Raw genomic sequence first — 23,152 nt, 5'->3', positions numbered from 1 at the left:
CGTTTTATTTGTGCAATGACTGTTTAAAAGATGAAAAAAAGTTGTTGCGTTCGCTAATGCGTCAATGCAAAAGTGGCGATAAAGAAAAATTAATGAATAAACTAAAGGAGATCATCACTGATGATAGATAAAGTTAGAGTACACGAAGTTGCGACAGAGATGGGTATAGCTTCAAAAGATGTTATAAATAAAGCTACCGAGATGGGTCTTGTTGTAAAATCAGCTCAAAGTACAGTTAGTATGGAAGATGCTGAAAAAATCATGAATTATATAATGAACGGTGATACTCCTGAACCAAAAAAAGATGCAAAAAAACCTGCTAAGGCTAAAAAAGCCGAAGAAAAAATACAAGAGATAGAAGAAACAAAAGAAGAAGCTAAAAAAGAAACAAAGGTACAAGAGAAGTCTAAAGACGAACCAAAAAAAGAACAAAACACTAAAGAAGAAAAAACTAAAAGTGAAAAAGAAGTAAAAAAAGATACGGAAGTTAAAGAAACAAAAACTTCAAAAAAAGAGGAATCATCAAATCAAGATGAACCTAAAATTAAAACTGTGCAAGTTCCAAAGAAAAAAATCGGCGGTCTTAAAATTGTTAAAAAGAAAAAAACTGTAGCTTCTACAAGCAGTTCAAACGATGACTTTGATGTTCCTCAAAAACAACCAAAAGTATCTTCATACGGAAAAATGAGTGCAGAAGTTTTAGAAGAACTGGCATCTAAGAAAAAAACTAAAAAAGAAACACCGGTATCAAAAAAAGATACAGGTACAAAAATAGATATATTCGGTGGTTCAATGGCTGAAGTATCTATGGATATGGATGATCAAGTAACACTACTTGATTTAAATGCAACAGAGCGTGCACCTCTTGAGCCGGAACAACCAAGAAAACCAAAGCAACCAAAGCCGATAGGTAGAAATTCCAACAAAGGTAAAAATGCAGGTCGCGGAAGAAAAGTATCTCGTGACAAACGTAAAAAATATACAAAAGAAAAACAAGTTGAAGAGGTTGTAACTCATGTTGAGATTCCCGAAGATATACGTGTATATGAATTTGCCGAGAAATTAAAACGTCCAATGTCAGATGTTATCAAAGTATTGTTTGACCTTGGTATGATGATGACAAAAAACGATTTCTTGGGAAGTGATGAAATTGAAGTATTATCTGATGAGTTCGGTGTTGAAGTAACTATAATCGATCCAAAAGACGAATTCAATTACGAAGAAGATTTGGCACACGATGTTGAAGAAGATCCAAATGCAGTTAAACGTCCGCCTGTTATTACGATAATGGGTCACGTAGATCATGGTAAGACATCACTTTTAGATGCTATTAGAAGTGCTAAAGTAACTGAAGGTGAAGCGGGTGGTATTACACAACATATCGGTGCTTATACCGTAGAACAACACGGTGAGCCAATCACGTTTATAGATACTCCGGGTCACGCGGCATTTGGTGCTATGCGTCAACGCGGTACGGATGTTACGGATATTATTATTATAGTTGTTGCTGCAGATGATGGTGTAAAACCTCAAACAGAAGAGGTTATCAAAATTGCTAAAGATTCAGGAGCACCTGTTATCGTAGCACTTAACAAAATGGATAAAGAGACTGCTAATCCCGATTTAGTAAAAGGTCAGATGGCTGAACACGGTATGACTTCGGTTGACTGGGGTGGAGATGTTGAGTTTATTCCGTTATCTGCAAAAACAGGAATGGGACTTGATGACTTACTGGAAAATATATTAATTACGGCAGAGGTACTTGATCTTAAAGCAAATCCTAAAGTACCAGCAAAATCTGCAGTTGTTGAGGCATCACTTGAAAAAGGTCGTGGACCTGTTGCTACGGTAATCGTTCAAAACGGTACTTTAAAAGTTGGTGACAACATCGTTTGTGGTAGCTCATACGGACGTGTTAAAGCTCTTATAGATGAGAACGGCAAACAGATAAAATCTATAGGTCCATCACACACGGCTCAGGTAGCCGGACTTGACACTGTTCCTCCTTCAGGTGAAGTTTTAATGGCAGTTAGCAGTGATAAAGAGGCAAAAGAATATGCTCACAAACGTTACGAGTATGATAGACATAAAGAGTTAAGTAAATCTACTAAGTCAACGTTAGAAGACATGACGGCTATGATTGCGGAAGGTAGGCTTAAAACGCTTAAAGTCGTACTTAAAGCAGATGTTCACGGTTCACTTGAAGCTCTTAAATCTTCACTTACAGATTTAAGAAACGAAGAGGTAAAAGTTGAAGTTATCTCTACGGGTGTAGGTGGAATTACAGAGAATGACGTTGAGCTTGCTAGTGCAAGTGATAACTGTGTACTCCTAGGGTTTAATATCCGCCCGACAGGTTCTGTAAAAGCTTTAGCAAAACAACGTGGAATCGAGATTAGAAATTACTCTGTAATCTATCAGTTGCTAGATGATGTAACTAATATGCTAACAGGTATGATGGATCTTAAATTTACTGAAGAGAATACCGGTCAGGCTGATGTTAAAGATACTTTCAAAACTCCTAAGGGTATGATTGCAGGTTGTACTGTAGTTGATGGTAAACTTATCCGTGGTGGACTTGTGCGTGTTATTCGTGAGGGTGTTGTTATATTTGAGGGTGAACTTACTTCACTTAAACGTTTCAAAGATGATGTTGAAGAAGTTGGAAACGGTTACGAATGTGGTGTTGGCATCAAAGGTTACGATGATGTACAAGTAGGCGATGTAATCGAAACATTTAAAAAAGTTGAACAAAAAGTTGAACTATAAAGATTATTAAGTGACTGACGCACAAATAAAACTAAAAAGAACTGACTCTATTTTACAAGAGCTTATTCCAGAAGCTCTTAGTCAGTTAAACGACAACAGACTCCATGAACTTGATGTTATAGAGGTTAGATGTTCCAAAGGGCGTGACGATGCAAAGGTTTATATAGACCCTAGCTATTTTTCAGAAGAAGAAAAATCTATACTGTTAAAACAGCTTAAAAAAGCTAGACCTATTATAGAAGATTACTGTATGAAAGACCAAGGTTGGTTTCGCTCACCTAAGTTAAAATTTGAATTTGACGAGCATCTAAAAAAAGCTCAAACTATTGATGAGCTGTTTAAAAAAATATCTAAGGAAAATAAAGATGAGTCTTGAGAGCGATATAAAATCATTTGTAAAGTCTCTTGATTTGGAACTTTATGATATATCAACCGTAAGTGAATTTGATGAGACAATATATAGAATTTCTGTAGTCTCAAACGAAATAGAAGACGGAAAAAGAAAACCTGTAAGTTTAGACAGTTGTGCTGAACTTAGTCGTTTAATCTCTCCTCTTTTAGATGTTACACCACCTGTTTCAGGAGATTACAGACTTGAAGTGTCAAGTCCTGGAATCGAAAGAAAACTAAAGAACCTACACCATTATGAACTCTCAATAGGTGAAAACGTACAGTTAGGTTTTGCTTCGCGTGATAAGTTAAAAGGCAAACTTTTAAAAGTTGAAGACTCTAAAGTTACTGTTTTAGCAGACGGCAAAGAAGAAGTTGTAGATTTTGGTGAGATATCCAAAGGTAAGACATACTTTGAATGGTAGCAAACTCTGAATTTTTTATGAACCTCGCCTTAAAAGAAGCATGGAAATATCAAGGGCTTACATATCCAAATCCGGCAGTCGGATGCTGTGTAGTTTCTGAGAGTGGAGCAATATTAAGTGTTGAAGCTCATAAAAAAGCCGGACTTCCGCATGCCGAAGTTGAGGCTTTAAAATCCGCATATTTTAAACTTACGAACGATGAATTTATACTAAAACTTACAAACTCAGCTGATATACACAAATATTTAATACAAAATCATAATGGTATTTTTAAAAACTGTAGTGTATATACTACGCTTGAACCATGTTCACATATCGGCAAAACACCATCATGTGCAGATTTGTTAAGTTTGCTTAGTATAAAAAAAGTATATGTAGGTGCTTTAGATACAAATCCTGAAGCAGCCTGTGGGAACAAAAAACTATTGGATGCAGATATTGAAATACAAAACGGTGTTTTAGAAGCTAAGTGTAAGGAACTTTTGTATCCTTTTGAGAGATGGTCTAAAGATAAATTTGTATTTTTTAAATGGGCTCAAAGATTAAACGGTACTTACGACGGCGGTATAATTACTTCAAAAGAATCGCGTAAAAATGTGCATGATATGAGAGATAAGTGCGACTTACTTGTAATCGGCGGTGAGAGTGTAAGAATAGACAGACCGACTTTGGATGCAAGATTAGTAGATGGAAAAGCACCGGATATACTTATATATTCACGTAAAAGTGAGTTTGATAAAACTATACCGCTTTTTAAAGTAGAGGGCAGGAAAGTTATAATATCGGATAATTTAGATATTATACAAAAATATAAAAATATTATGATTGAAGGTGGAGCTAATATGTTTGAAGCTACACGTGATATTGTAGATAGATACCTTTGTTATATAGCTCCAAAAGTAGGCGGAAGTAAAGTATTTAATACAAATATAGAAGAATTTGAAATTTTAAATATACTCCAAGATGACAAAGATATAATTATGTGGTTAAGTAGCCGACAGCTTATTGATGAGCATAATTTAGGATAAATTATAGCCAGAAATAAGAATAGATAAGGCTGAAATAGAGAGGAAAGTTAGCGTATGGAAAAACAGCAAAAGATAGTTTCTATGTTTGATGATATAGCTCCTACATATGATACTGCAAACCGTGTTATGAGTATGGGTGTTGATAAAAGCTGGAGAAGAAAAGCATGTGATTTAGCATATGAATTCAAAGGTGACGACACACTTGACAAGATAATCGATGTAGCATGCGGAACAGGTGATATGATGGAGTTCTGGCGTAGTCGTGCTGAAGTTAGCGGTATTGCTGTAGGAGAAATAATAGGGGTTGATCCTTCAAAAGGCATGGTTGGTGTAGCACGTGAGAAATATCCTAAGTTTAATTATCATATTGCTAAAGCTACAGAGATTCCTTTAGAGGATGAATCTGCAGATATTTTGAGTATAACTTACGGTATCAGAAATGTTGTTGAGAGAGAAGAAGCTCTTAAGGAGTTTAATCGTGTACTTAAAAAAGACGGTCTTGTAGTTATATTGGAATTTATGAAAAATGAAAATCCGTCGCTACTTGGTAGAATTAGAGATTTTTATATGAATAAAATACTTCCGAAAGTTGGTGGTTTTATATCTAAAAATCTTGAAGCATATGAGTATCTTCCTAACTCTATAGAAGATTTCTCAACCGTAGCAAATATGATGAAAGAACTCGAAGATGCAGGTTTTGAGATGCTTTATAATAAAAGCTTTTCAATGGATATATCTACACTTTTAATAGCTAGAAAGAAATAACTTTTTTAATGAGTCTCATTATTGAGACTCATTATGATTTTAAGCTGACTGGATAAGTTCACTCAGTTTAGAATCTTTTTTTGCAAAGTCTATTTGACTAACAATCCCGCTACTTCCGTTTTCATTTAAAAACAAACCGTTTGATTTAATGCGACCCAATATTTCGTTATTTGAAGTTTTAAGATCAAAACTCTCTTCGTTATATCCAAGATATATAGCCCCTATACCAATTTCACCAAGACCGATTAGTTCATCTTCTGTATCTGTTTTTCTCCAGATGCGAAGTGAATCTAAAATTGAATCGTTTTCATCAATCCAACCGTTATTGTCATCATCATAACGTGCTAAATCGTAAAAGCCGTTTCCGTTTTGTGTACCGAAAAGCTCGGTTCCGTCATCAATGCTATTGTTATTATTTTTATCAAGTGCTAAAAAACCACAACCCTCAGAGAGTACAGATATTTGGTCACTCTCCCCGTCACAATCAATATCAAAAGAGAACTTTTGAGAGTCTAAACTTGGCAATTCCCCGTCAAAGTTTAAAACTAACGGGTCATAAAACATACTTTTTGTAAGTTGGTTTCTCTCGACATAAGTTGATGAAAAAGATACATCAATATCTAGTTTAATCTTTTGAGTTGCTGTTTGTATGCAACCTTGCATTGACACATCTAGTTTTTCATGGCAAACTATCTCTTCAGATAAAGTCACTTCTCTGGCACTTAGTTTTCTTGGCTCAATATTCATATTATCAAGAGATCTAAATCTAAAGTTGTTTTGATTGTTTGATCTGATGTTTATATTTTGAAGTGAATATATAAACTCCTGAACAAGCATATACTCCAGTCTTTGTGCAAATGCCAACTCATTACCAGTTACGTCAATTTCTTTTGAAGAATCACTGCTTTGAACATCTTTATTTGCTTCTAAAGATATCAGTTCCTGCTCAAAAATATGTGAGACTTTTTTTGACTTAGAATGCTCTGATTGCATCGATATACAAAAGTCTTCTATTTTCATAACACTTTCCTTTTGCATACATCCATGTAAATAATATTTTACATCTTGTAGATATACCTAGCAAATTAAGTACCTTTTATTTTGGTATAATCTTTAGATGATAAATATAGTGAGCTCAAAAAAACTTGATTTAATCCTGCCAAATACCAATAAAGCCTTAAAAGAAGTTCTAAAAGGTGCTACACTTGATGAGCTGAAATCAATTTCTAAAGGCAAAGATTTAAAATCGGTAATGGATTCTATTTTAAAACAAAGTTCTATTGATAACTCATCCGATAAGGCATTGCTTAACCTTGTAAAAAATAATCCCACCCTTAAAAATTTGGGTGATGTATCTACAACTATAAAAGATTTGTTAAATACCATTAAATCAGATAAAAATCCATTACCTGTCGAGAAAGTGTTAAAAGAATTTTTAGTAGATATAAAAGACCTAAAAGATACTCCCATAAAACAAAAGTTTGAAAATTCGGGAGTATTTTTAGAATCACGTATAAAAGATTTAAAATCACCTCAAGTTGAATTAAAATCACTTTTAAACTCTTTGGAAAATGTACTTAAAAAGAGTGAGTACTCATCAAGTAAAACTGTTTTAAACGATATAAAAGAACTTCTAAATAGACATATGTCAAAAGAGTTGCCCGCACAAACAAATGATAAAAATATAGCACAACACAAAATGCTTATATCGGCTAAGGAATTGGAAGTAGTCGCAAGCAAAGTAAAAAATATTTTAAGTGAATTAAAATCAGCCCAAAAGTTTGCCGACCCTTTGCAAAAACCGTTAGTTGAAAATATTGTTAAAAGCTTGGAGCATCTAAGCTCGCCTAAACTTTTAAATGCACAAGATTTTAAATATACGCGGATTAAAGACAATCTGCAACAGCTTTTTTCTATAACTTCAAAGAGTATAGATACGGATGCAAAGGGTGTCTTTGATGCACTTCAAAAAATATTTTCAACTTTAAAATCGATAGAACAAAACACTTCAAATCCAAAAATGATTTTAGATGATTTTATAGCTAAAGATTTACCAAAAGATATAAAAAGTCTAACCCAAAACCTAAAAGAAGTACTATTAAAAAACGACCCGATTTTTTCAAAAGCTACATTAAATATTATAGATAAGTTAGAACAATTATCGACTCCTGCAAAGTTAAATCCTCAGCAAAATGTAAAAGAGTTACTTTCAAACGATTTAAAATCTGTTTTATTGCAGGCTAATGAGGATATATCAAAATCAAATCATCCAAATAAAACAGAACTTTTAAAACATATAGACAAATTAGCTCTGCAAATAGATAATTTTCAGCTTGTATCGCATCTATCAAATGCATCTTCGCTTTATTTGCCTTTTTCATGGGATGCTATGCAAGAGGGTAAGATAGAGATGAAAAAAAGCGATGATGACAGATTTTATTGTGATATAGATTTAAAACTAAAAGATTACGGAGAGTTGAAGTTTAAACTCACTTTGTATGAAAAAAACCAACTTAATCTTCACGTATATACTACAAGTAAAGAGTTTCAAGCTATAGTAAAAGAAAATTTGCCTGAACTCAGAAGTGCTATTATAGATGCAAACGTAACACCTCGGGAGATAAGAATATTTGAGCCAAAAGATACAAATGCTACAAGTGCATATAATGAATTCAGTGATAATCTGGCTACGGGATTTGAGGTAAAAGCATGAAACAAAAAGCTGCGGCACTCAGATATGACAAAGCAAAAGAAAATGCACCTAGGGTTATAGCAAAAGGCGAGGGCAAGGTAGCCGATAATATTATAAAAGTAGCAGAGTTACATAACCTGCCGATTAAAAAAGATGAAGATTTAATAGAGTTGTTGTCTAAAGTAGAACTTGATAAAGAGGTTCCGGAAGCTTTATATAAAGTCGTAGCGGAACTTTTTAGTTTTGTATATAAAGTTACAAGAAAAAGTTAGTCTTCTTCTTGAAATATTGCATCTAATAAGCCATCAACAAATTCGTACTTATCAAAAGGTGTTAAGTTTTCAGGCTGTTCTCCTGTTCCTACATAAAGGATAGGAAGCTCTAAGGCATAAGCTATAGAAAATACCGAACCGCCTTTTGCAGTACCGTCTAGTTTAGTGATTATGATGCCATCAACTCCAATCATCTCGTTAAATGCTTTTGCCTGTGCTATTGCAGAGTTACCTTGTGTACCGTCTATTATAAGCACCGTTCTATGTGGAGCTCCGCTATGGGCTTTGTCACAGATGCGATTTATTTTTTTAAGTTCATTTGCCAAATTTGTCTGGGTGTGAAGACGACCTGCGGTATCTATGATAACATTGTCATATTCTTTAGCTTTTGCAGAATCGATAGTGTCATATGCAACGGCAGATGAATCATGTCCTTGTTTTGAAGCGACTATAGGAATGTCAAGCTTATTAGCCCATTGAGTAAGTTGCTCTATTGCCGCTGCTCGGAAAGTATCTCCTGCACCGAGCATAACTTTTTTACCTTCATCTTTATAACGATATGCCAGTTTAGAAATAGTAGTAGTCTTACCTGCTCCGTTTACACCGACTATAAGCTCTACAAAAGGTGCTTTGTACTCAGGCTCTTTGTATGTAGTATATGCAAGTGTAGCTAAAAGTTTTGAACGTAAAATATCACGGGTAATTTTTTCTTGATAGGTTTGGTCAAGTATAAGTTCTATTAACTCATATTCGACATCGGCTTCAAGTAAAATATCTTCTATTTCTTCTTTAGAAAAAGATATTTTTTTCTTTGGAGCTACGGTCTTTATAGCCTCAGCTGTTTTGCTAAGGGATTTTTTTATAAATCCTAGCATCTATATTTCCAAAGCCCTTTTTATATCACTCTCAATAAACTCTTCTTGTATGCTTCCGACATAGTGGTTTATATACTTTCCGTCTTTATACAAAACAACGGTAGGAATAGGGTAACGTTCTCCCATTTTTAAACTTGAAGTAATTGCATTGTTAAGTCTTAGATTTTGGTCAGAATTAACTATAGTATATTTAGCGTTATGTTTTAATCTAAACTCTTCAAGTTTATCGTTAACGATATTACCCTCTTTAGTAAATTCTGGGCGTTCTACGGTTGAGCCTATTACAAGTATTTTGTCTTTGTATTTTTCTTGTAAAGATGTAAGATGTGAAGCTGAAGCTTGACATGGCGGACACCATGTTGCAAATATATCAAATACTATAACTTTTCCGTTTTGTCCATCAATGCTAAAACCGTCTTTATCATTCTTTTTTACAACAATCTGTTTGGCATCGGTAGTCGTTAAAACAAATTCGTTTGAAGCCAACATATCATTAGCTTCATTATCGGAACTACAAGCTGTAAAAAATGTTAAAGATAATATTAGGGTGATATAAACTAGTGATTTATTAAGCATAAATGCTGCCTTTTTTAAGTAAAATTGGAAGAAATTATAGCCACAAAGATTAAATATGACTCTTACAAAAAACAGTTTTAGACAAATATGTCTAAAAAAGATGAAAAAGATTCCTAAAAATAGCTCTATTTACAATAAAAATATAATAAATAATCTTTTAATGAAAGAGTTAAAAGGTTTAAATAAAAAAAATATACTTATATATTATCCGCTTCCAATTGAGGCAGATATAAGAAAAACTATTTTGTACCTTAGGAAAAAAAACAATCTTTTTATCCCTTTTATGGAAAATGAAAGTTTTAAGATAGTACCATTTAGGTTACCGCTACAGAAAAAGAAATTTGGTATTTATGAAGCGGGAAACAGTTTTAAAAAAATAAATAATATTGATATAGCCATCGTGCCCGTAGTCGGAGTTGATGGTAATTTGCAAAGAATAGGTTTCGGCAGAGGGATGTATGATCGTTTCTTTTCCAAATTAAAAAAAAGACCATATACGATTTTTACACAAGCTAAAATTTGTTTTACAAAAGAATATATATGTGACCATTACGATGTTACGGGTGATATGCTACTAAGTACGGATGCAAGGCTTATCAAGAAATAGGATAAATAATGTTAAATGAGATGCTACTAGGTGGTGCTACGGCTACCATTAGTGGAGTTATCGGATTTTTTATCTCAAAAAAAATTAATAGTGCTAATTTTGAAGTTTATGTTCAACAGGCAAAAGCAAAAGCTCATGTTATTGAAAATGAAGCGCAAAACCTTTTAGAAAAAAGTCATCTTAAATCTAAAGAGATTGAACTAGAAGCTAAAAAACAGTTTGAGAGCGCAAAAGATAGAGCCAGAGCTGATTTGCAACAAAGAGAAGATGCAGTTGTACAAAAAGAACAAGACTTTAAAAGATACAAAAAAGATGAACAAAGAAGACTCCAAGACGAATCTTCTGTATTAAAGCAAAGAAAAATTGATTTACAAAGAAATGAAAAATCTCTTGATTCACTAAAGAAAAAATATGAAGACAATATACAAAAAGCACTGCATGCGATAGAACACAGTGCCGGTATGACACAAGACGAGGCAAGGGATATTCTGCTTAAAAAAGTAGAAGACCGTTCACGTAGCAAGATTGCACATATTGTAAGAAAATATGAAAATGAAGCTAAAAAAGATGCCAAGAAAAAAGCAAACTATATTTTAGCTCAGGCTACAAGTCGCTTTGCAGGAGAGTTTGCCAATGAAAGACTAACAAATATCGTGCATCTTGACAATGACGAACTTAAAGGTCGAATCATAGGTAAAGAGGGTCGCAATATCAAGTCTTTAGAAACATTGCTTGGTGTGGATATCATAATTGACGATACTCCAAATGCTATACAGGTAAGCAGTTTTAACCTTTACAGACGTGCAATAGCAACAAAAACTATTGAACTTTTAATAGAGGACGGTCGTATCCAACCTGCTCGTATAGAGGAGATTTTTGAAAAAGTTAGCGATGAGTTTGAAGAGGCTATTTTAAACGAAGGTGAAGAGTTGGTAGCCGATATGGATATCGGAGTTATGCATCCCGAACTTATGAAGTTAATAGGTAAGCTGAGATATCGTGCTTCTTATGGACAAAATGCACTTGCTCATACTTTGGAAGTAGCTCATTTAGCAGGTATTATGGCAGCAGAAATGGGTGGAAATATACGTTTGGCAAAACGTGCAGGACTTTTACATGATATCGGTAAATCAATGACACATGATGTTGATGGTAATCATGTAGATTTGGGTGCTGAGATTTGTAAACGTTACGATGAAGACGATATTGTTATAAATGCCATTTATGCCCATCATGGACATGAAGAGATGGAAACAATCGAATGTGCCTGTGTGTGTGCAGCCGATGCACTCTCAGCCGCTCGTCCGGGAGCTCGTCGTGAAGTTTTAGAGAGCTTTCTAAAGCGTGTAACTGAGATAGAAGAGATAGCATCTACTCATACCGGAGTTAGACAGGCTTATGCTATCAATGCAGGTCGTGAAGTTAGGGTTATAGTAAATGCAACTCTTATAAATGATGATGAATCAATACTTATGGCCAAAGAGATAGCCGAAGAGATAGAACAAAAAGTTCAGTATCCGGGTGAGATAAAAGTAAACGTAATCCGTGAAAGCAGGGCTATAGTTTATGCTAAATAATTTTAATATTTACCTTCTTCTTTGTTAATTTCAGAATCGTCATACGGGTCCATGTGAACTAAAGCGTGGACCTTTTTATCGGGAAATAAATTTCTCCATTCATTCTCAATTTTATCTGCTACGAGATGGGCATCATAAAGTGAAATAGTTACGTTAAAGACGGCATGAACAGATATGAAGATATGAGAACCCGATTCTCTAGTTGTTAAAAAGTGATAATCCGTAACTGCATTGTGTTTGGTGATTGCAGCTTGAATTTTTTCCACATCTTCTTCGGGAAGTGCTGCATCTAAAAGCATCAAAAGACCTTCTTTTATAATAGGTATAGCGGAATATATCATATAGATTGCTATTCCTAAACCGATAACGGCATCTATAATCTGCTCGTCTGTTAAAGCTACAAGACCGATTGCAACCAGTACGGCCGCGTTTGAAAATATATCTGTTTTATAATGAAGGGCATCAGCTTTAATTACAAGATTATTAGTTTTATTTGCAACATAGTTTAAAAACATAACAAGCAAAAGCGTAATTATGATGGATATAAACATAACTACAATTGATTCGCTCATATAAAGCATCTCTTGTGGATTTATAATTTTTTGAAGAGCTTCGTATAAAATAAATAAAGCAGATAATGAGATAACCGTACCCTCTATTACAGCCGCAAGCGGCTCCATTTTGCCTTTTCCAAAATTAAAATCTTCATTGGGTGCAGCTTCAGCAGTGTTTAATGCGAAAAAATTAAATAATGAAACTATAAGGTCTAAAAAACTATCTATTGCCGAAGCTAAAACTGCGATTGAACCGCTTAAAATTCCGACAGTCATTTTCATTATGACTAATAACCCTGCAACGGATGTGGATACCACCGTCGCTTTTTTCTCTAGTCTCATTTATATTTCTCCTTCACTAAAGCTACGCCAAACGGCGAGAAAATTTTACATATTAAATTTTAGATATAATTATAATAAAAATAACCTACAAAGAATATTATGGATTTAGAGAAAATACGAGAAGATAGAGAAAAATGGCTTACTTGGAAAAATATAAAACCACTTAGAGATGCACTTAATAATTTAAAAAATACCTCTTATGATATAGAACTTGGGGATGTTATAAAGATAAAAGGGGATTACAAAGGCGATATAAAGGATGTCGCAAAACTTATGATGCCGTGGAGAAAAGGTCCTTTTGAACTTTTTGGAACATATATAGATACTGAATGGCGCAGTAATATAAAATATAACCTTTTACGTAAGCATTTTAATTTAAAAGATAGAAGAGTTGCCGATATAGGTTGTAACAACGGTTATTATATGTTTCGTATGTTGGAAGATAAACCCTCATTACTTGTAGGGTTTGACCCTTCTCCTTTGTATAGGACACAGTTTGACTTTATAAATCATTTTGTAAAGAGTGATATAGTTTATGAGATGCTCGGAGTTGAACATGCCGAGTTTTACGAAGAGAAGTTTGATACTATATTTTGTTTGGGTGTTTTATATCATAGAAGTGATCCCGTAGCAATGCTAAAACAGCTTTTTCGCTCGCTGGATAAGGAGGGTGAAGTTATTCTTGATACTTTTTATATAGACGGTGACGAAGAGTATGCACTGTGTCCAAAAGACTCATACTCTAAGATACCAAATATATATTTTGTACCGACGATAAAAGCACTTAAACATTGGTGTCTGCGTGCAGGATTTGAGTCTTTTGAAGTGTTGGAGACATCACGTACAGATGCAGAGGAACAAAGAAAAACCGAGTGGATAGAGGGGCAGTCTTTGGAGGATTTTTTAGATCCTGAAGATGAGACGAAAACGGTTGAAGGGTATCCCGCACCACAACGGGTATATGTTAGGCTTACTAAATCACGCTAGCGTGATGAGCTTAACGCTGAGTTAAACATAGTGTTAACGTAGGTATCAGAATTACTTCTGATACCGTCATTATAAATGGAGGGTTTCCTTCATTTTATAACATAAAATTAAGGACGAAGTAATGGCAGAAGAAGTACAAGAGGAAGATGTTAGCCTAAAAGGGGCAGATACTGAATTAGAAGAGTATCTTATAAAAGAAGAGGAAGTAATTCTTAAAACACACCAAAGAATTCATGGCGATTTTAGCGGAAAAATTCAAAAGATGGAAAACGGTTATGTCGAAGTTGAATTAGAAACTATTAAAGAGATGTTAGCCGACGATATGGGGCTGGTTCACGGCGGTTTCATATTTTCAGCTGCGGATTATGCCGCCATGGCTGCGGTCAATGAGCGTAATGTTGTCCTTGTTGCAAGTGATTGTCAATTTTTATCACCCGTAAAGCTTGGCGATAAAGTTAGTATTAAAGCAACCGTTAGACATAAAGAGGGTAGAAAAAGAAATGTAAACGTAGAAGCTTTTGTGCTAGATATAAAAGTTTTTGAAGGTGTTTTTAAAACAGTTGTAACTGAACGTCATGTTTTAAAGTTAAAACTTTTAGAAGAAGAACAAAAAACTCCTAGCAACTAGGAGTTTATACTCTGGCAACGAGTAAAAATATACCGAAGTCTCTATGGGGTTTTTGAATTGTGCTTATATTTTGAAAAAAAGTATCTTTAAAACCACAACTCTTTACTATATTACATAACTCATCTTTATCAAATCCAAAGTGATATACACCTGTATTGTCAGAATGAAAAGTACCGTCTTCACTTTCTAAGTCGGCTATAGCTATAAAACCGTTTTCATTCAGGTTATTTTTAACGGTAGTAAAAAATTTATTCAAATCTTTTACATGATGAAGTGTCATAGAACTGATAATCCCGTCAAATTTATCTTCTAAAGGGTTTTGGATTATATCTTGACAAATAGGCTTTATCTTTAGATCATCAGAATTTTTTTCCTCTAGTTTTTCAAGCATACCTTTTGAAGTATCTATGCCTACCATACTTTTAACATCTTTTAAAACTTCAAAACCTAAAAGTCCCGTACCGACGCCAAAATCCATTAGATGCATATCTGGTGTAAGTTTTACTCTGTCTTTTATTGCTTTTGCAATTGTGAGTGCATTTTGTACACGGATACTTTTAGAATCCCACTCTTTTGCTTTATGTTTAAAGTTATCTTGCATCTATCACTCCTTATAAACTTTGTATCCAGTAGTCTATATGTTTTTGTTCGGCTTTTATAGTAGTAGATGAGCCATGTCCAGGATATACCTTTTTGTCGTAATCCAACTCTTTAAATCTTTTTAGAGAGTCTTTCATATCTTCAACTGATGAATATGGAAAATCGCATCTTCCGATTGAACGTTCAAATATAAAATCACCGCTAAACATAGCATCACCTATCTCTATGGTAGAACACCCCGGACAGTGACCGGGAAAGTGGCGAAATTTAACTTTAACATCATCAAAAAACAGCTCGGCATCCCCGTCAACTTCAAAGTCAGGCTTAGAAGGCGGTAAATCAGGTACCCAATCGTTTGAGCTTAGCATCGGAATATCATCTTTTGGAGTATAAAGCGGAATATTTAGTTTTTTTTGTAACTCTGCATTACTCCAAACATGATCAAAATGTCCATGTGTGTTTAAAATAGCTACCGGATTTGTCACATTTTCCATTACCCACTGTGTTGCATCTACACCCGGGTCTATAATAAAATCTTTACCCTCAATACTGACTATATAGCAGTTAGTTTGGTACATTCCCATAGCTTTACTTTTTATATTCATAAAATACCTTTATACTTTCAATATGAATTTTTATAATGAATTAGAAGAAATAATTAAAACGCAAAATCCACATGATAAATTTGTGAGATTTTACAGTTTTTATGCTAAATATCAAAATAACGAGTGTATATTAGAAAAATATTTTAAGCCAAAATTTTTTGAAGAACCATCTTATGCATCTGTATGTAAAATTGTCCCTCCGCAAGTTGTTCCAAAAAGGAGTAATTTAACAACTAAAGAGGGGCAGGTTAATCTTTTACACGCGATAGCACATATAGAGTACAGTGCTATAGATTTGGCACTCGATGCCGCGTATAGGTTTCAAGATCTTCCAAAAGAGTATTATGATGACTGGCTTGAAGTTGCAGAGGATGAGATAAGACATTTTAAGATGTTGGAAAAACTTTTGCATAAGATAGGCGCAAATTACGGTGATATAGAGGTGCATAACTCATTATTTGAAGCATCTCAAAAAACACAGAACTTATTGGAACGTATGGCGGTTGTTCCGAGGTATCTTGAGGCAAACGGTTTGGATGCTACACCATTGATCCTAAAAAAACTTGATAGGCTTCAAAAAGATGAGATATTAAACGAGCTTGTCAGTTCTTTAAATGTTATTTTAGAAGAGGAAGTTTCTCATGTAAAAAAAGGTGATAAATGGTTTGAATACGCTTGTCAAAAAGAGAAAAAAGATAAAGATATATATTTTCAAATCATAGATAAGTATTATCCTCAGGGATTTGACAGAGCTAGAGATATAAATAAAGATGCAAGGTTAGAAGCGGGTTTTTCTTGTAGAGAACTAAAAGATATTGCCCATAAAAACGTATGTTAACTTATAAAAGAGCCTAAGCCCTTTTATAATTATGACATGATCTCTTCAACGGTTATATAGTCACCTACACGTCCGGTCATTTGTTCTACGTCAGTATTTACAGGAAGTGTTTTACCGCCCGGTGTCCAACCTGCAGGACATACCTCACCGGTTTTTTCAGCATGTTGCCAAGCTTTTACCTGTCTTAAGAACTCGTGTACGTTTCTACCTACTGAGGGTGCTTGAACTTCCTGAGCTACTACCGTACCTTCAGGATTGATTAGGAATCTACCTCTAAGTGCAACACCTTCTTCTTCAATCATTACACCAAATGCACGGCTTACGGTACCTGTAGGGTCAGCACCTATTGTAAGTTTTAATCCCTTTAATAAAGGTTCTGTTTCAACAAATCTTTTATGTGAGAATTTTGTATCTGTAGAGACTGCTAAAATCTCCACTCCCATCTCTTTAAACTCGTCATATTTTGCATTCATTGCAGCTATTTCAGTAGGACATACAAATGTAAAGTCTGCAGGGTAAAAACATACAACCGACCATTTTCCTGTGTAATCTTCACTACTTACAGTTTCATAGTGTCCTGTTTGTGCATTATACGCATCCATTTTAAATTCCGGTGATTTTCTTAATACTAATGATGAAGCCATCTTATTTTCCTTTTTATTTTCTATATTATTAGTTTGTTCTTTTTCAGAAACCGCTGTTTCAATCTCTTCTATAGGTTTTGTGCCTGTGTCACAAGCCATTTCATATCCTTTTTATAAAAGTTGTAGAATTATAGTCTAAAGGATAAAAATTATCCTTTAGTTATATTATTTATAATTTTAAATTAATATAATTATAAGTTAGAATTTAAATTTAAAAATTTTATATAAATACTTTTTGTGTAGCAAATTGAAAATATTAGATATTAAAAATGTTTGTTAAAAGATTATATATTGCTTAGTAACAAAAATTAGATATAATCTACACCGTTAAAGAAAATTAAAGGTTAGAGTTGAGTAAGTATAGTCAAATTACAGAATATTTAGAATGTTTTTTAGAAAATGAAGTAAAAAAAACAGGTCTGAAAAATGTAGTAGTCGGTTTAAGCGGCGGCATAGATTCTGCCGTTGTTGCCGTTCTTGCTCAGAAAGTTTTTAAAGATAACCTTTTATGTGTAAAGATGCCATCACATTATTCGTCTCAAAGTTCGTTGGATGATGCAGACGAATTATGTAGGGACTTTGGCATAAATGCTATAGAGGTATCAATAGACGCAATGTTAAAGCCGTATGAAGATTTAAATCCGGATATGGATAATCTTCGTCGTGGAAATTTATCTGCAAGACTTAGAATGGTAACTCTGTTTGATATGTCTGCTAAAAACTCGGCACTTGTTTTGGGTACGAGTAACAAAAGTGAGCTTATGCTTGGTTATGGAACGCTTTACGGTGACTTGGCATCTGCCATCAATCCGATAGGTGATTTATATAAAAGTGAAGTATATGAACTTGCCGAGTATCTAGGTGTAAGTAAATCTATAATTAAAAAACCGCCCTCAGCCGATTTATGGGACGGGCAAAACGATGAGGAAGATTTAGGGTATTCATATGCCAGTCTTGATCATGCTATGAAGTTATATGTTGAAGATAGACTAAGTAAAGAAGAGATTATAAATCAAGGTGTGGATGCACAGATGTTAGAGATGATTATCGGTAGAATTTTTAAAAACCATTTTAAAAGAAAAATGCCGGTTATCGCAAAACTTACCTCTCGTACAATCAACCACGACTTTAATTATCCTAGGGATATCACACTTTAAAAGGAAAAAATATGGAAGTATTGTTTAGTAAATATGAAAACGGTGTAGAGGAACACTCAAACGTAAGCGATGCACTTGACGGTGATGATTTATGTCAGCGTGAAGAACTTGAAGATGAGTTTTGTTCATACATAGGTGCTACCCACAGCGTAGCAACTTCGCACGGCACTTCTGCTTTGCACCTTGCGATGCTGGCACTTGATTTAAAACGTGGTGATAAGGTTGTGTGTTCCGTAAACTCACATCCAAATGTACCTGAGGTCGTACGTCATTTTGATGCCGAACCCGTATTTATAGATATTGAAGAAGATTACTATAACATCAACTTAAATAAATTAGAAGAGTACCTTCAAGACAATACTTCTAAAAAACTAAAAGCGGTTATAGTTACCCATATCGCAGGAATTACGGTTGATTTAGAAAGACTTTATAATATGGGTAAACTTTACAATGTTAAGATTGTAGAAGATGCTTGTGATGCACTAGGTGCTACTTATAACGGTGATAAAATCGGTTCAACCGGAGCTGACATAACCTGTTTTAATTTCTCTTCACATTTGAGAGAAAATATTTGTAACGGTGGAATGCTTGTAACAAATGACGATGATATATTAAAGCGTGCGAGACTTTTAAACAATCATGCTATCGTTAAGAGTGATGAAGAAGATGCACTGGAATATATCTATGATGTCGTGGATATAGGAAATGATTATTCTATGAGTCAGTTAGATGCAGCTTATATTCGTGCTATGATTAAAAAACAAGATTCTGTCATTGAGAGACAAAAAGATATAGCTGCAATGTATTCTAAAGAACTTGCCGGGGTTGAGCATATAACGATTCCTGATTTAGACAATGTTGAGACTCCTTATTCTCTTTATATAGTTAAAGTCGATAAAAATCGCGACTCGTTCGCCAGAGAGTTAAAAGACAAAGGTGTGCATACCGGACTACACTTTATACCTCTACATTTAATATCGTACTATAAGTCTAAATATGCTTTAAAAGTAAATGCCTTTCCTGTAGCACTTCGCTCTTACCAACAGGTACTTTCCCTTCCTATCTACGCATCGATGAGTGATGAGGAAGTTAAATTTGTAATTGAAACTATAAAAGAGGTTGCATCCACAAGGGTGTAATCTTTTCCTACAATTTAACACTATCTTAACAAATATTTTGTAAAATTATCTATATTATAAGTTAAGGAGATAATATGAAAAGAGTGATTAGCGTACTTCTTGTACTTAGTTCAATGATTTATGCAAGCAATATGGACAAGGGTAAGAAACAGATGGAAATGTTTCAAAGTGTGCCGATGAAAAAGGCTACTATTTTACAAGATGGCAAAGCTAAAATGTATTGTTCAATCTGTGGTATGACCCTTCCGATGTTTTATAAAACAAATCATGCTGCAACACATGATGGACATACTAAACAGTATTGTTCACTTCACTGTTTAGCAGAAGATAAAATCAAAAACGGTTTTGATGCAAAAGATATTAAAGTCGTAGATACTAAGAGCTTAAAGTTTATAGATGCTACAAAAGCTACTTATGTAGTCGGAAGTTCTAAAAAAGGTACTATGACTATGAAGAGTAAGTATGCTTTTTTAAATAATCAAGATGCAAAAGCTTTTGCTAAAGAAAACGGCGGAGAGCTTATGAACTTCGATGCAACATATGCAGTTGCTTCAAAGGCACTTGACAAAGAGATGAAAATGATAGGTAAAAAGCAGGCTGAAATGGCAAAAAAAGGTGAAATGATGTACAATAAAATGTGTAAAAAAACAGATAAAAAATTTGCATCGGTAGCTGAAGCCAAAGCATTTGTAAAATCGAGCAATATTTGCGGTGAAATGAAAGGTAAAAAGCTTCAAGCCGTAGGTCTTTACTTAGGGAGAAGATAAATTTATATGAAGTTTACGTTAATATCAATCTTAATATTTTCACAGTTACTATTTGGTGCACAAAGTTTTTCTAAACAAGCCAGTGTAAAACCCGTTTTAACTCAAAAGGGCGAACAAAAACATTGGTGTCCTATATGCGGTATGAACATTAAGATGTATTACAAAACTTCACACGCCTCAAAACTCAATAACGGTACGCATAGACAATATTGTTCTATGCACTGTTTGGCAGTTGATATGCAAGAGTATGGGATAGATAAAAACTATATTAAAGTTGTAGATGCCCATACTCAAAAACTAATAGATGCCAAAAAAGCTTTTTATGTAATAGACTCAAATATTAAAGGGACTATGAGTAGTATTTCAAAGTTCGCTTTTGCTTCAAAAGCAGATGCCCAAAACTTTCAAAAAAAATATTCAGGTGAGATTGTTGATCTTAATACGGCATTAAAAAATACTCAAGAGACACTTAAAAAAGATTTATTAAAACAAAAGAAAACAAAAGAAAAAAAGATATACCCGATGGGTAAAAAGATTTATGAAGCTAAATGTAAAAAAGATATAGATTTAAGTAATTATTTAGAGATTAACGAATTAAAAGCAGATATAAAAAATAAAAAACTTTGTAAACCGATAAAAGAAAAATATCTTCACTCTTTATCATTATATCTTTGGGATGTAAAAAAGTTTGGAGACTTAGATTCTATAGCAGGAAAGATTGAACTAAAAGACGGTGAAAAATGTCCGGTTTGCGGTATGTTTACATATAAATATCCAAAGTGGGCAGCCCAAATATTTTATAAACACGACAGACATGAGCATCACTACTCGTTTGACGGTGTAAAAGATATGATGAAGTTTTATTTTGACCCTATGAAATGGGGAGATTACAAAACATCCACAAAAGAAAGTATTTCAAAAATCCTTGTGACGGATTACTACTCTCAAAAAGCTATAGATGCAAAAGAAGCTTACTATGTTATCGGCAGTGACGTATATGGACCGATGGGAGACGAGTTGATACCTTTTAAAAAACTCGAAGATGCCGAAGTGTTTAGTATGGACCATAAAGGTAAAAAAATAGTGCAGTTTCGCGACATAAAAGAAAAAGAGGTATATGAGTTAGATTATTAATAATTTAAGCATCTATTTAGCTATAATTTTGGCATGAATAATAGTTTTATATTTTGGGTTGAGAGATACTTTTACAATCCAAATTTTTTTCAAAAAATAGTGTCATTTTTTTTATTGCCTCTTAGTTGGTTATACTGCTTTTTTATGTGGTTAAATTTCAAACTTCAAAAACCGCATGATTTTGATGTAGATATAATAAGTGTAGGCAACTTAAATGTGGGAGGTAGCGGAAAAACACCCCTTGTAACCGCACTTGCATCCAGATATGAAAATGTTGCAGTTATACTTAGAGGATTTGGGAGAGAATCGTTAGGACTTCATGTAGTTAGTGATGGGAAAAAAATACTTGAAGATGTAAGTGTAAGCGGTGATGAAGCTATGATATATGCCAATAAACTGCCAAATGCAATAGTCATAGTAAGTGAAGACAGAAAAGAAGCTATAGACAAAGCTAAAGATATGGGTGCAGAGATTGTATTTTTAGATGATGCATATTCAAAACACGATATAAAAAAGCTAGATATCCTTATAGAATCAAATTTTATAAACAACTATTGTCTTCCATCAGGACCGTATCGTGAGAGATTATGGAAATCAAAAGAGGTTGTTTTACTAAGGGAAGAATTTGATTTTAAGAGAAAAACAGCTCTTAAAGATAGATGTGATAAAATGTCGCTTATAACAGCCATAGCGCGTCCAAGCCGTTTAGATAAATATCTTCCGGATGTGGTTAGCAAGAATTATTTTGCAGACCATTATAATTTTACTAAAAATGAAATTGAAGATATATTAAAAAGAGATAAAAGTGATAGTGCTTTGGTAACGTACAAAGATTATGTAAAACTAGAACAATTTAATCTGCCTCTTTCTTTATTGGATTTAGAGATGGAAGTAGATGAAAAAGTATTTAAATATATAGAGGATTATCGTGCAAAAAAAGATTGAAACAGTAAAAACGCTGCTTGATGCCCTGCCGTTTATAAAAGAGTTTAACAAAGAAATAGTTGTAATAAAATATGGAGGAAGTGCTCAAACGTCTCCACAGTTAAAAGAAAAGTTTGCTGAAGATATCTTGCTTATGTATCTTGTTGGGATTAAGCCTGTTATCATTCACGGCGGCGGCAAAAAGATAACCGATATGCTGGATGCTCTCAATATAGATACAACTTTTATTGAGGGGCAACGTGTAACGACTAAAGAGGTTATGAGGATAGCAGAGATGATCTTAAGCGGTGAGATAAATAAAGAGATAGTCTCACTTTTAAATTCTCACGGAGCTAAAGCTATCGGTGTAAGCGGTAAAGATGCACATTTTATTTCAGGTGAGCCTAAAGACTTTGAAAAGTGGGGACTTACCGGAAATATAACAGAAGTAAAAGCTTCTGTTGTTCATAAACTGATTGATGATAAGTTTATACCTGTTATAGCTCCTATTGCAGCGGGATCGGAACTTGGACATCCGGGATATAATATAAATGCAGACCTGGCAGCATCTCAAGTTGCAAAAGCAATAGGTGCAAATAAAATAATCTTTTTAACGGATACTCCGGGCGTGTTAAACAAAGACAAAGAACTTTTAAGCTCACTTACGGAAGATGAAGTTATAGCACTTAAAAAAGACGGGACCATTCACGGCGGTATGGTTCCAAAAGTAGATGCTTGTTTGGAAGCTATTGACGGCGGTGTAGCAAAAGCACACATAATTGATGGAAGATTAGAACATTCTATGCTACTAGAGCTTTTTACATCTGCGGGTGTGGGAACAGAGATAGTAAAATAAA

25 protein-coding genes are annotated in these 23,152 nt (G+C 34.0%); 18 read left to right on the top strand and 7 right to left on the bottom strand.

Annotated features, from left to right (window positions below):
• Nucleotides 1-120: 120 nt before the first annotated feature.
• Genes infB through ubiE form a run of 5 tightly spaced genes read left to right on the top strand, consistent with a single transcriptional unit; the run spans nucleotide 121 to nucleotide 5,377 of the window.
• On the top strand, nucleotides 121-2,769 hold the full coding sequence (infB, locus tag FJR48_RS07245; protein ID WP_152307483.1) for a translation initiation factor IF-2: 2,649 nt from the start codon (nucleotides 121-123) through the stop codon (nucleotides 2,767-2,769).
• Between the two features lie 10 nt (nucleotides 2,770-2,779).
• Nucleotides 2,780-3,145: a 30S ribosome-binding factor RbfA gene (gene rbfA / locus FJR48_RS07240; RefSeq protein ID WP_152307482.1), complete on the top strand. Its 366-nt coding sequence runs from the start codon at nucleotides 2,780-2,782 to the stop codon at nucleotides 3,143-3,145.
• A complete protein-coding gene (locus FJR48_RS07235) occupies nucleotides 3,135-3,584 on the top strand; it encodes an LSm family protein (protein ID WP_152307481.1) in 450 nt (149 codons plus the stop codon). Before rbfA ends, FJR48_RS07235 begins: the two co-directional genes overlap by 11 nt.
• Complete coding sequence (gene ribD, locus FJR48_RS07230; protein WP_152307480.1) at nucleotides 3,578-4,612, top strand: bifunctional diaminohydroxyphosphoribosylaminopyrimidine deaminase/5-amino-6-(5-phosphoribosylamino)uracil reductase RibD; 1,035 nt, start codon at nucleotides 3,578-3,580, stop codon at nucleotides 4,610-4,612. Before FJR48_RS07235 ends, ribD begins: the two co-directional genes overlap by 7 nt.
• A 54-nt stretch (nucleotides 4,613-4,666) precedes the next feature.
• Nucleotides 4,667-5,377 (top strand): bifunctional demethylmenaquinone methyltransferase/2-methoxy-6-polyprenyl-1,4-benzoquinol methylase UbiE, encoded by a 711-nt coding sequence (ubiE, locus tag FJR48_RS07225; RefSeq protein ID WP_152307479.1) that lies wholly within the window; start codon nucleotides 4,667-4,669, stop codon nucleotides 5,375-5,377.
• 39 nt (nucleotides 5,378-5,416) lie between these two features.
• On the opposite strand, the gene FJR48_RS07220 is transcribed toward ubiE, so the two are convergent.
• A complete protein-coding gene (locus FJR48_RS07220) occupies nucleotides 5,417-6,397 on the bottom strand; it encodes a hypothetical protein (RefSeq protein ID WP_152307478.1) in 981 nt (326 codons plus the stop codon).
• Nucleotides 6,398-6,494: 97 nt separating this feature from the next.
• On the opposite strand from FJR48_RS07220, the gene fliK reads away from it, so the two are divergent.
• Nucleotides 6,495-8,090 carry a flagellar hook-length control protein FliK gene (gene fliK, locus FJR48_RS07215; RefSeq protein ID WP_152307477.1) on the top strand — a complete coding sequence of 532 codons (1,596 nt, stop codon included), beginning with the start codon at nucleotides 6,495-6,497 and terminating at the stop codon, nucleotides 8,088-8,090.
• A complete protein-coding gene (locus tag FJR48_RS07210) occupies nucleotides 8,087-8,341 on the top strand; it encodes an EscU/YscU/HrcU family type III secretion system export apparatus switch protein (protein ID WP_152307476.1) in 255 nt (84 codons plus the stop codon). The genes fliK and FJR48_RS07210 overlap by 4 nt, the downstream gene beginning before the upstream one ends.
• Here FJR48_RS07210 and ftsY read toward each other — a convergent pair.
• Nucleotides 8,338-9,216 (bottom strand): signal recognition particle-docking protein FtsY, encoded by an 879-nt coding sequence (ftsY, locus tag FJR48_RS07205; RefSeq protein WP_152307475.1) that lies wholly within the window; start codon nucleotides 9,214-9,216, stop codon nucleotides 8,338-8,340. The two genes, FJR48_RS07210 and ftsY, sit on opposite strands and share 4 nt — an antisense overlap.
• A complete protein-coding gene (locus tag FJR48_RS07200; RefSeq protein ID WP_152307474.1) occupies nucleotides 9,217-9,792 on the bottom strand; it encodes a TlpA family protein disulfide reductase in 576 nt (191 codons plus the stop codon).
• Between the two features lie 55 nt (nucleotides 9,793-9,847).
• Here FJR48_RS07200 and FJR48_RS07195 point away from each other — a divergent pair, with 55 nt between their 5' ends.
• Together FJR48_RS07195 and rny are read left to right on the top strand one after the other, a co-directional pair.
• Nucleotides 9,848-10,399: a 5-formyltetrahydrofolate cyclo-ligase gene (locus FJR48_RS07195; RefSeq protein WP_152307473.1), complete on the top strand. Its 552-nt coding sequence runs from the start codon at nucleotides 9,848-9,850 to the stop codon at nucleotides 10,397-10,399.
• 8 nt (nucleotides 10,400-10,407) lie between these two features.
• Nucleotides 10,408-11,976 (top strand): ribonuclease Y, encoded by a 1,569-nt coding sequence (rny, locus tag FJR48_RS07190; protein WP_152307472.1) that lies wholly within the window; start codon nucleotides 10,408-10,410, stop codon nucleotides 11,974-11,976.
• Between the two features lie 2 nt (nucleotides 11,977-11,978).
• Here the strand turns inward: rny and FJR48_RS07185 are convergent, their stop codons facing one another.
• On the bottom strand, nucleotides 11,979-12,872 hold the full coding sequence (locus FJR48_RS07185) for a cation diffusion facilitator family transporter (RefSeq protein ID WP_152307471.1): 894 nt from the start codon (nucleotides 12,870-12,872) through the stop codon (nucleotides 11,979-11,981).
• A 99-nt stretch (nucleotides 12,873-12,971) separates the two neighbouring features.
• On the opposite strand from FJR48_RS07185, the gene cmoB reads away from it, so the two are divergent.
• Both cmoB and FJR48_RS07175 read left to right on the top strand, forming a co-directional pair.
• Nucleotides 12,972-13,859, top strand: coding sequence for a tRNA 5-methoxyuridine(34)/uridine 5-oxyacetic acid(34) synthase CmoB (gene cmoB, locus FJR48_RS07180; RefSeq protein WP_152307470.1), 888 nt, complete (start codon nucleotides 12,972-12,974; stop codon nucleotides 13,857-13,859).
• A 121-nt stretch (nucleotides 13,860-13,980) separates the two neighbouring features.
• On the top strand, nucleotides 13,981-14,487 hold the full coding sequence (locus tag FJR48_RS07175) for a PaaI family thioesterase (RefSeq protein ID WP_152307469.1): 507 nt from the start codon (nucleotides 13,981-13,983) through the stop codon (nucleotides 14,485-14,487).
• A 4-nt stretch (nucleotides 14,488-14,491) separates the two neighbouring features.
• On the opposite strand, the gene FJR48_RS07170 is transcribed toward FJR48_RS07175, so the two are convergent.
• Together FJR48_RS07170 and FJR48_RS07165 are read right to left on the bottom strand one after the other, a co-directional pair.
• Nucleotides 14,492-15,088 (bottom strand): class I SAM-dependent DNA methyltransferase, encoded by a 597-nt coding sequence (locus FJR48_RS07170; protein ID WP_152307468.1) that lies wholly within the window; start codon nucleotides 15,086-15,088, stop codon nucleotides 14,492-14,494.
• A 10-nt stretch (nucleotides 15,089-15,098) separates the two neighbouring features.
• On the bottom strand, nucleotides 15,099-15,692 hold the full coding sequence (locus FJR48_RS07165) for an MBL fold metallo-hydrolase (RefSeq protein WP_152307467.1): 594 nt from the start codon (nucleotides 15,690-15,692) through the stop codon (nucleotides 15,099-15,101).
• Nucleotides 15,693-15,714: 22 nt separating this feature from the next.
• Here FJR48_RS07165 and FJR48_RS07160 point away from each other — a divergent pair, with 22 nt between their 5' ends.
• The gene (locus FJR48_RS07160) at nucleotides 15,715-16,530 is read left to right on the top strand and encodes a ferritin-like domain-containing protein (RefSeq protein WP_152307466.1); all 816 of its coding nucleotides are present in this window, start codon (nucleotides 15,715-15,717) and stop codon (nucleotides 16,528-16,530) included.
• Between the two features lie 29 nt (nucleotides 16,531-16,559).
• Here the strand turns inward: FJR48_RS07160 and FJR48_RS07155 are convergent, their stop codons facing one another.
• Nucleotides 16,560-17,273, bottom strand: coding sequence for a peroxiredoxin (locus FJR48_RS07155; protein ID WP_152307465.1), 714 nt, complete (start codon nucleotides 17,271-17,273; stop codon nucleotides 16,560-16,562).
• 251 nt (nucleotides 17,274-17,524) lie between these two features.
• On the opposite strand from FJR48_RS07155, the gene FJR48_RS07150 reads away from it, so the two are divergent.
• From FJR48_RS07150 to argB, 6 genes are all read left to right on the top strand, one after another.
• Nucleotides 17,525-18,331 carry an NAD+ synthase gene (locus FJR48_RS07150; protein ID WP_152307464.1) on the top strand — a complete coding sequence of 269 codons (807 nt, stop codon included), beginning with the start codon at nucleotides 17,525-17,527 and terminating at the stop codon, nucleotides 18,329-18,331.
• Nucleotides 18,332-18,342: 11 nt separating this feature from the next.
• Nucleotides 18,343-19,470 carry a DegT/DnrJ/EryC1/StrS family aminotransferase gene (locus FJR48_RS07145; protein ID WP_152307463.1) on the top strand — a complete coding sequence of 376 codons (1,128 nt, stop codon included), beginning with the start codon at nucleotides 18,343-18,345 and terminating at the stop codon, nucleotides 19,468-19,470.
• A 74-nt stretch (nucleotides 19,471-19,544) separates the two neighbouring features.
• Nucleotides 19,545-20,237, top strand: coding sequence for a nitrous oxide reductase accessory protein NosL (locus FJR48_RS07140; RefSeq protein ID WP_152307462.1), 693 nt, complete (start codon nucleotides 19,545-19,547; stop codon nucleotides 20,235-20,237).
• A 6-nt stretch (nucleotides 20,238-20,243) separates the two neighbouring features.
• The gene (locus FJR48_RS07135; RefSeq protein ID WP_152307461.1) at nucleotides 20,244-21,371 is read left to right on the top strand and encodes a nitrous oxide reductase accessory protein NosL; all 1,128 of its coding nucleotides are present in this window, start codon (nucleotides 20,244-20,246) and stop codon (nucleotides 21,369-21,371) included.
• 33 nt (nucleotides 21,372-21,404) lie between these two features.
• Nucleotides 21,405-22,316 carry a tetraacyldisaccharide 4'-kinase gene (locus FJR48_RS07130; protein WP_152307460.1) on the top strand — a complete coding sequence of 304 codons (912 nt, stop codon included), beginning with the start codon at nucleotides 21,405-21,407 and terminating at the stop codon, nucleotides 22,314-22,316.
• Nucleotides 22,300-23,151 carry an acetylglutamate kinase gene (gene argB / locus FJR48_RS07125; protein WP_152307459.1) on the top strand — a complete coding sequence of 284 codons (852 nt, stop codon included), beginning with the start codon at nucleotides 22,300-22,302 and terminating at the stop codon, nucleotides 23,149-23,151. The genes FJR48_RS07130 and argB overlap by 17 nt, the downstream gene beginning before the upstream one ends.
• Nucleotide 23,152 lies beyond the last annotated feature (1 nt).

Origin of the sequence: Sulfurimonas lithotrophica (assembly GCF_009258225.1) — a bacterium.
GTDB classification, from domain to species: Bacteria; Campylobacterota; Campylobacteria; order Campylobacterales; family Sulfurimonadaceae; genus Sulfurimonas; species Sulfurimonas lithotrophica.
Note: the sequence above shows the minus strand (reverse complement) of the source record. Positions and strands in the feature narration are given on the sequence as shown.

Bases quoted from the DNA above. Each gene is read 5' to 3' on its own strand.
- infB (WP_152307483.1), top strand. From the start codon at position 121: ATGATAGATAAAGTTAGAGTACACGAAGTTGCGACAGAGATGGGTATA.
- FJR48_RS07235 (WP_152307481.1), top strand. From the start codon at position 3,135: ATGAGTCTTGAGAGCGATATAAAATCATTTGTAAAGTCTCTTGATTTG.
- ribD (WP_152307480.1), top strand. From the start codon at position 3,578: ATGGTAGCAAACTCTGAATTTTTTATGAACCTCGCCTTAAAAGAAGCA.
- ubiE (WP_152307479.1), top strand. From the start codon at position 4,667: ATGGAAAAACAGCAAAAGATAGTTTCTATGTTTGATGATATAGCTCCT.
- FJR48_RS07220 (WP_152307478.1), bottom strand. From the start codon at position 6,397: ATGAAAATAGAAGACTTTTGTATATCGATGCAATCAGAGCATTCTAAG.
- fliK (WP_152307477.1), top strand. From the start codon at position 6,495: ATGATAAATATAGTGAGCTCAAAAAAACTTGATTTAATCCTGCCAAAT.
- FJR48_RS07210 (WP_152307476.1), top strand. From the start codon at position 8,087: ATGAAACAAAAAGCTGCGGCACTCAGATATGACAAAGCAAAAGAAAAT.
- ftsY (WP_152307475.1), bottom strand. From the start codon at position 9,216: ATGCTAGGATTTATAAAAAAATCCCTTAGCAAAACAGCTGAGGCTATA.
- FJR48_RS07200 (WP_152307474.1), bottom strand. From the start codon at position 9,792: ATGCTTAATAAATCACTAGTTTATATCACCCTAATATTATCTTTAACA.
- FJR48_RS07195 (WP_152307473.1), top strand. From the start codon at position 9,848: ATGACTCTTACAAAAAACAGTTTTAGACAAATATGTCTAAAAAAGATG.
- rny (WP_152307472.1), top strand. From the start codon at position 10,408: ATGTTAAATGAGATGCTACTAGGTGGTGCTACGGCTACCATTAGTGGA.
- FJR48_RS07185 (WP_152307471.1), bottom strand. From the start codon at position 12,872: ATGAGACTAGAGAAAAAAGCGACGGTGGTATCCACATCCGTTGCAGGG.
- cmoB (WP_152307470.1), top strand. From the start codon at position 12,972: ATGGATTTAGAGAAAATACGAGAAGATAGAGAAAAATGGCTTACTTGG.
- FJR48_RS07175 (WP_152307469.1), top strand. From the start codon at position 13,981: ATGGCAGAAGAAGTACAAGAGGAAGATGTTAGCCTAAAAGGGGCAGAT.
- FJR48_RS07170 (WP_152307468.1), bottom strand. From the start codon at position 15,088: ATGCAAGATAACTTTAAACATAAAGCAAAAGAGTGGGATTCTAAAAGT.
- FJR48_RS07165 (WP_152307467.1), bottom strand. From the start codon at position 15,692: ATGAATATAAAAAGTAAAGCTATGGGAATGTACCAAACTAACTGCTAT.
- FJR48_RS07160 (WP_152307466.1), top strand. From the start codon at position 15,715: ATGAATTTTTATAATGAATTAGAAGAAATAATTAAAACGCAAAATCCA.
- FJR48_RS07155 (WP_152307465.1), bottom strand. From the start codon at position 17,273: ATGGCTTGTGACACAGGCACAAAACCTATAGAAGAGATTGAAACAGCG.
- FJR48_RS07145 (WP_152307463.1), top strand. From the start codon at position 18,343: ATGGAAGTATTGTTTAGTAAATATGAAAACGGTGTAGAGGAACACTCA.
- FJR48_RS07140 (WP_152307462.1), top strand. From the start codon at position 19,545: ATGAAAAGAGTGATTAGCGTACTTCTTGTACTTAGTTCAATGATTTAT.
- FJR48_RS07135 (WP_152307461.1), top strand. From the start codon at position 20,244: ATGAAGTTTACGTTAATATCAATCTTAATATTTTCACAGTTACTATTT.
- FJR48_RS07130 (WP_152307460.1), top strand. From the start codon at position 21,405: ATGAATAATAGTTTTATATTTTGGGTTGAGAGATACTTTTACAATCCA.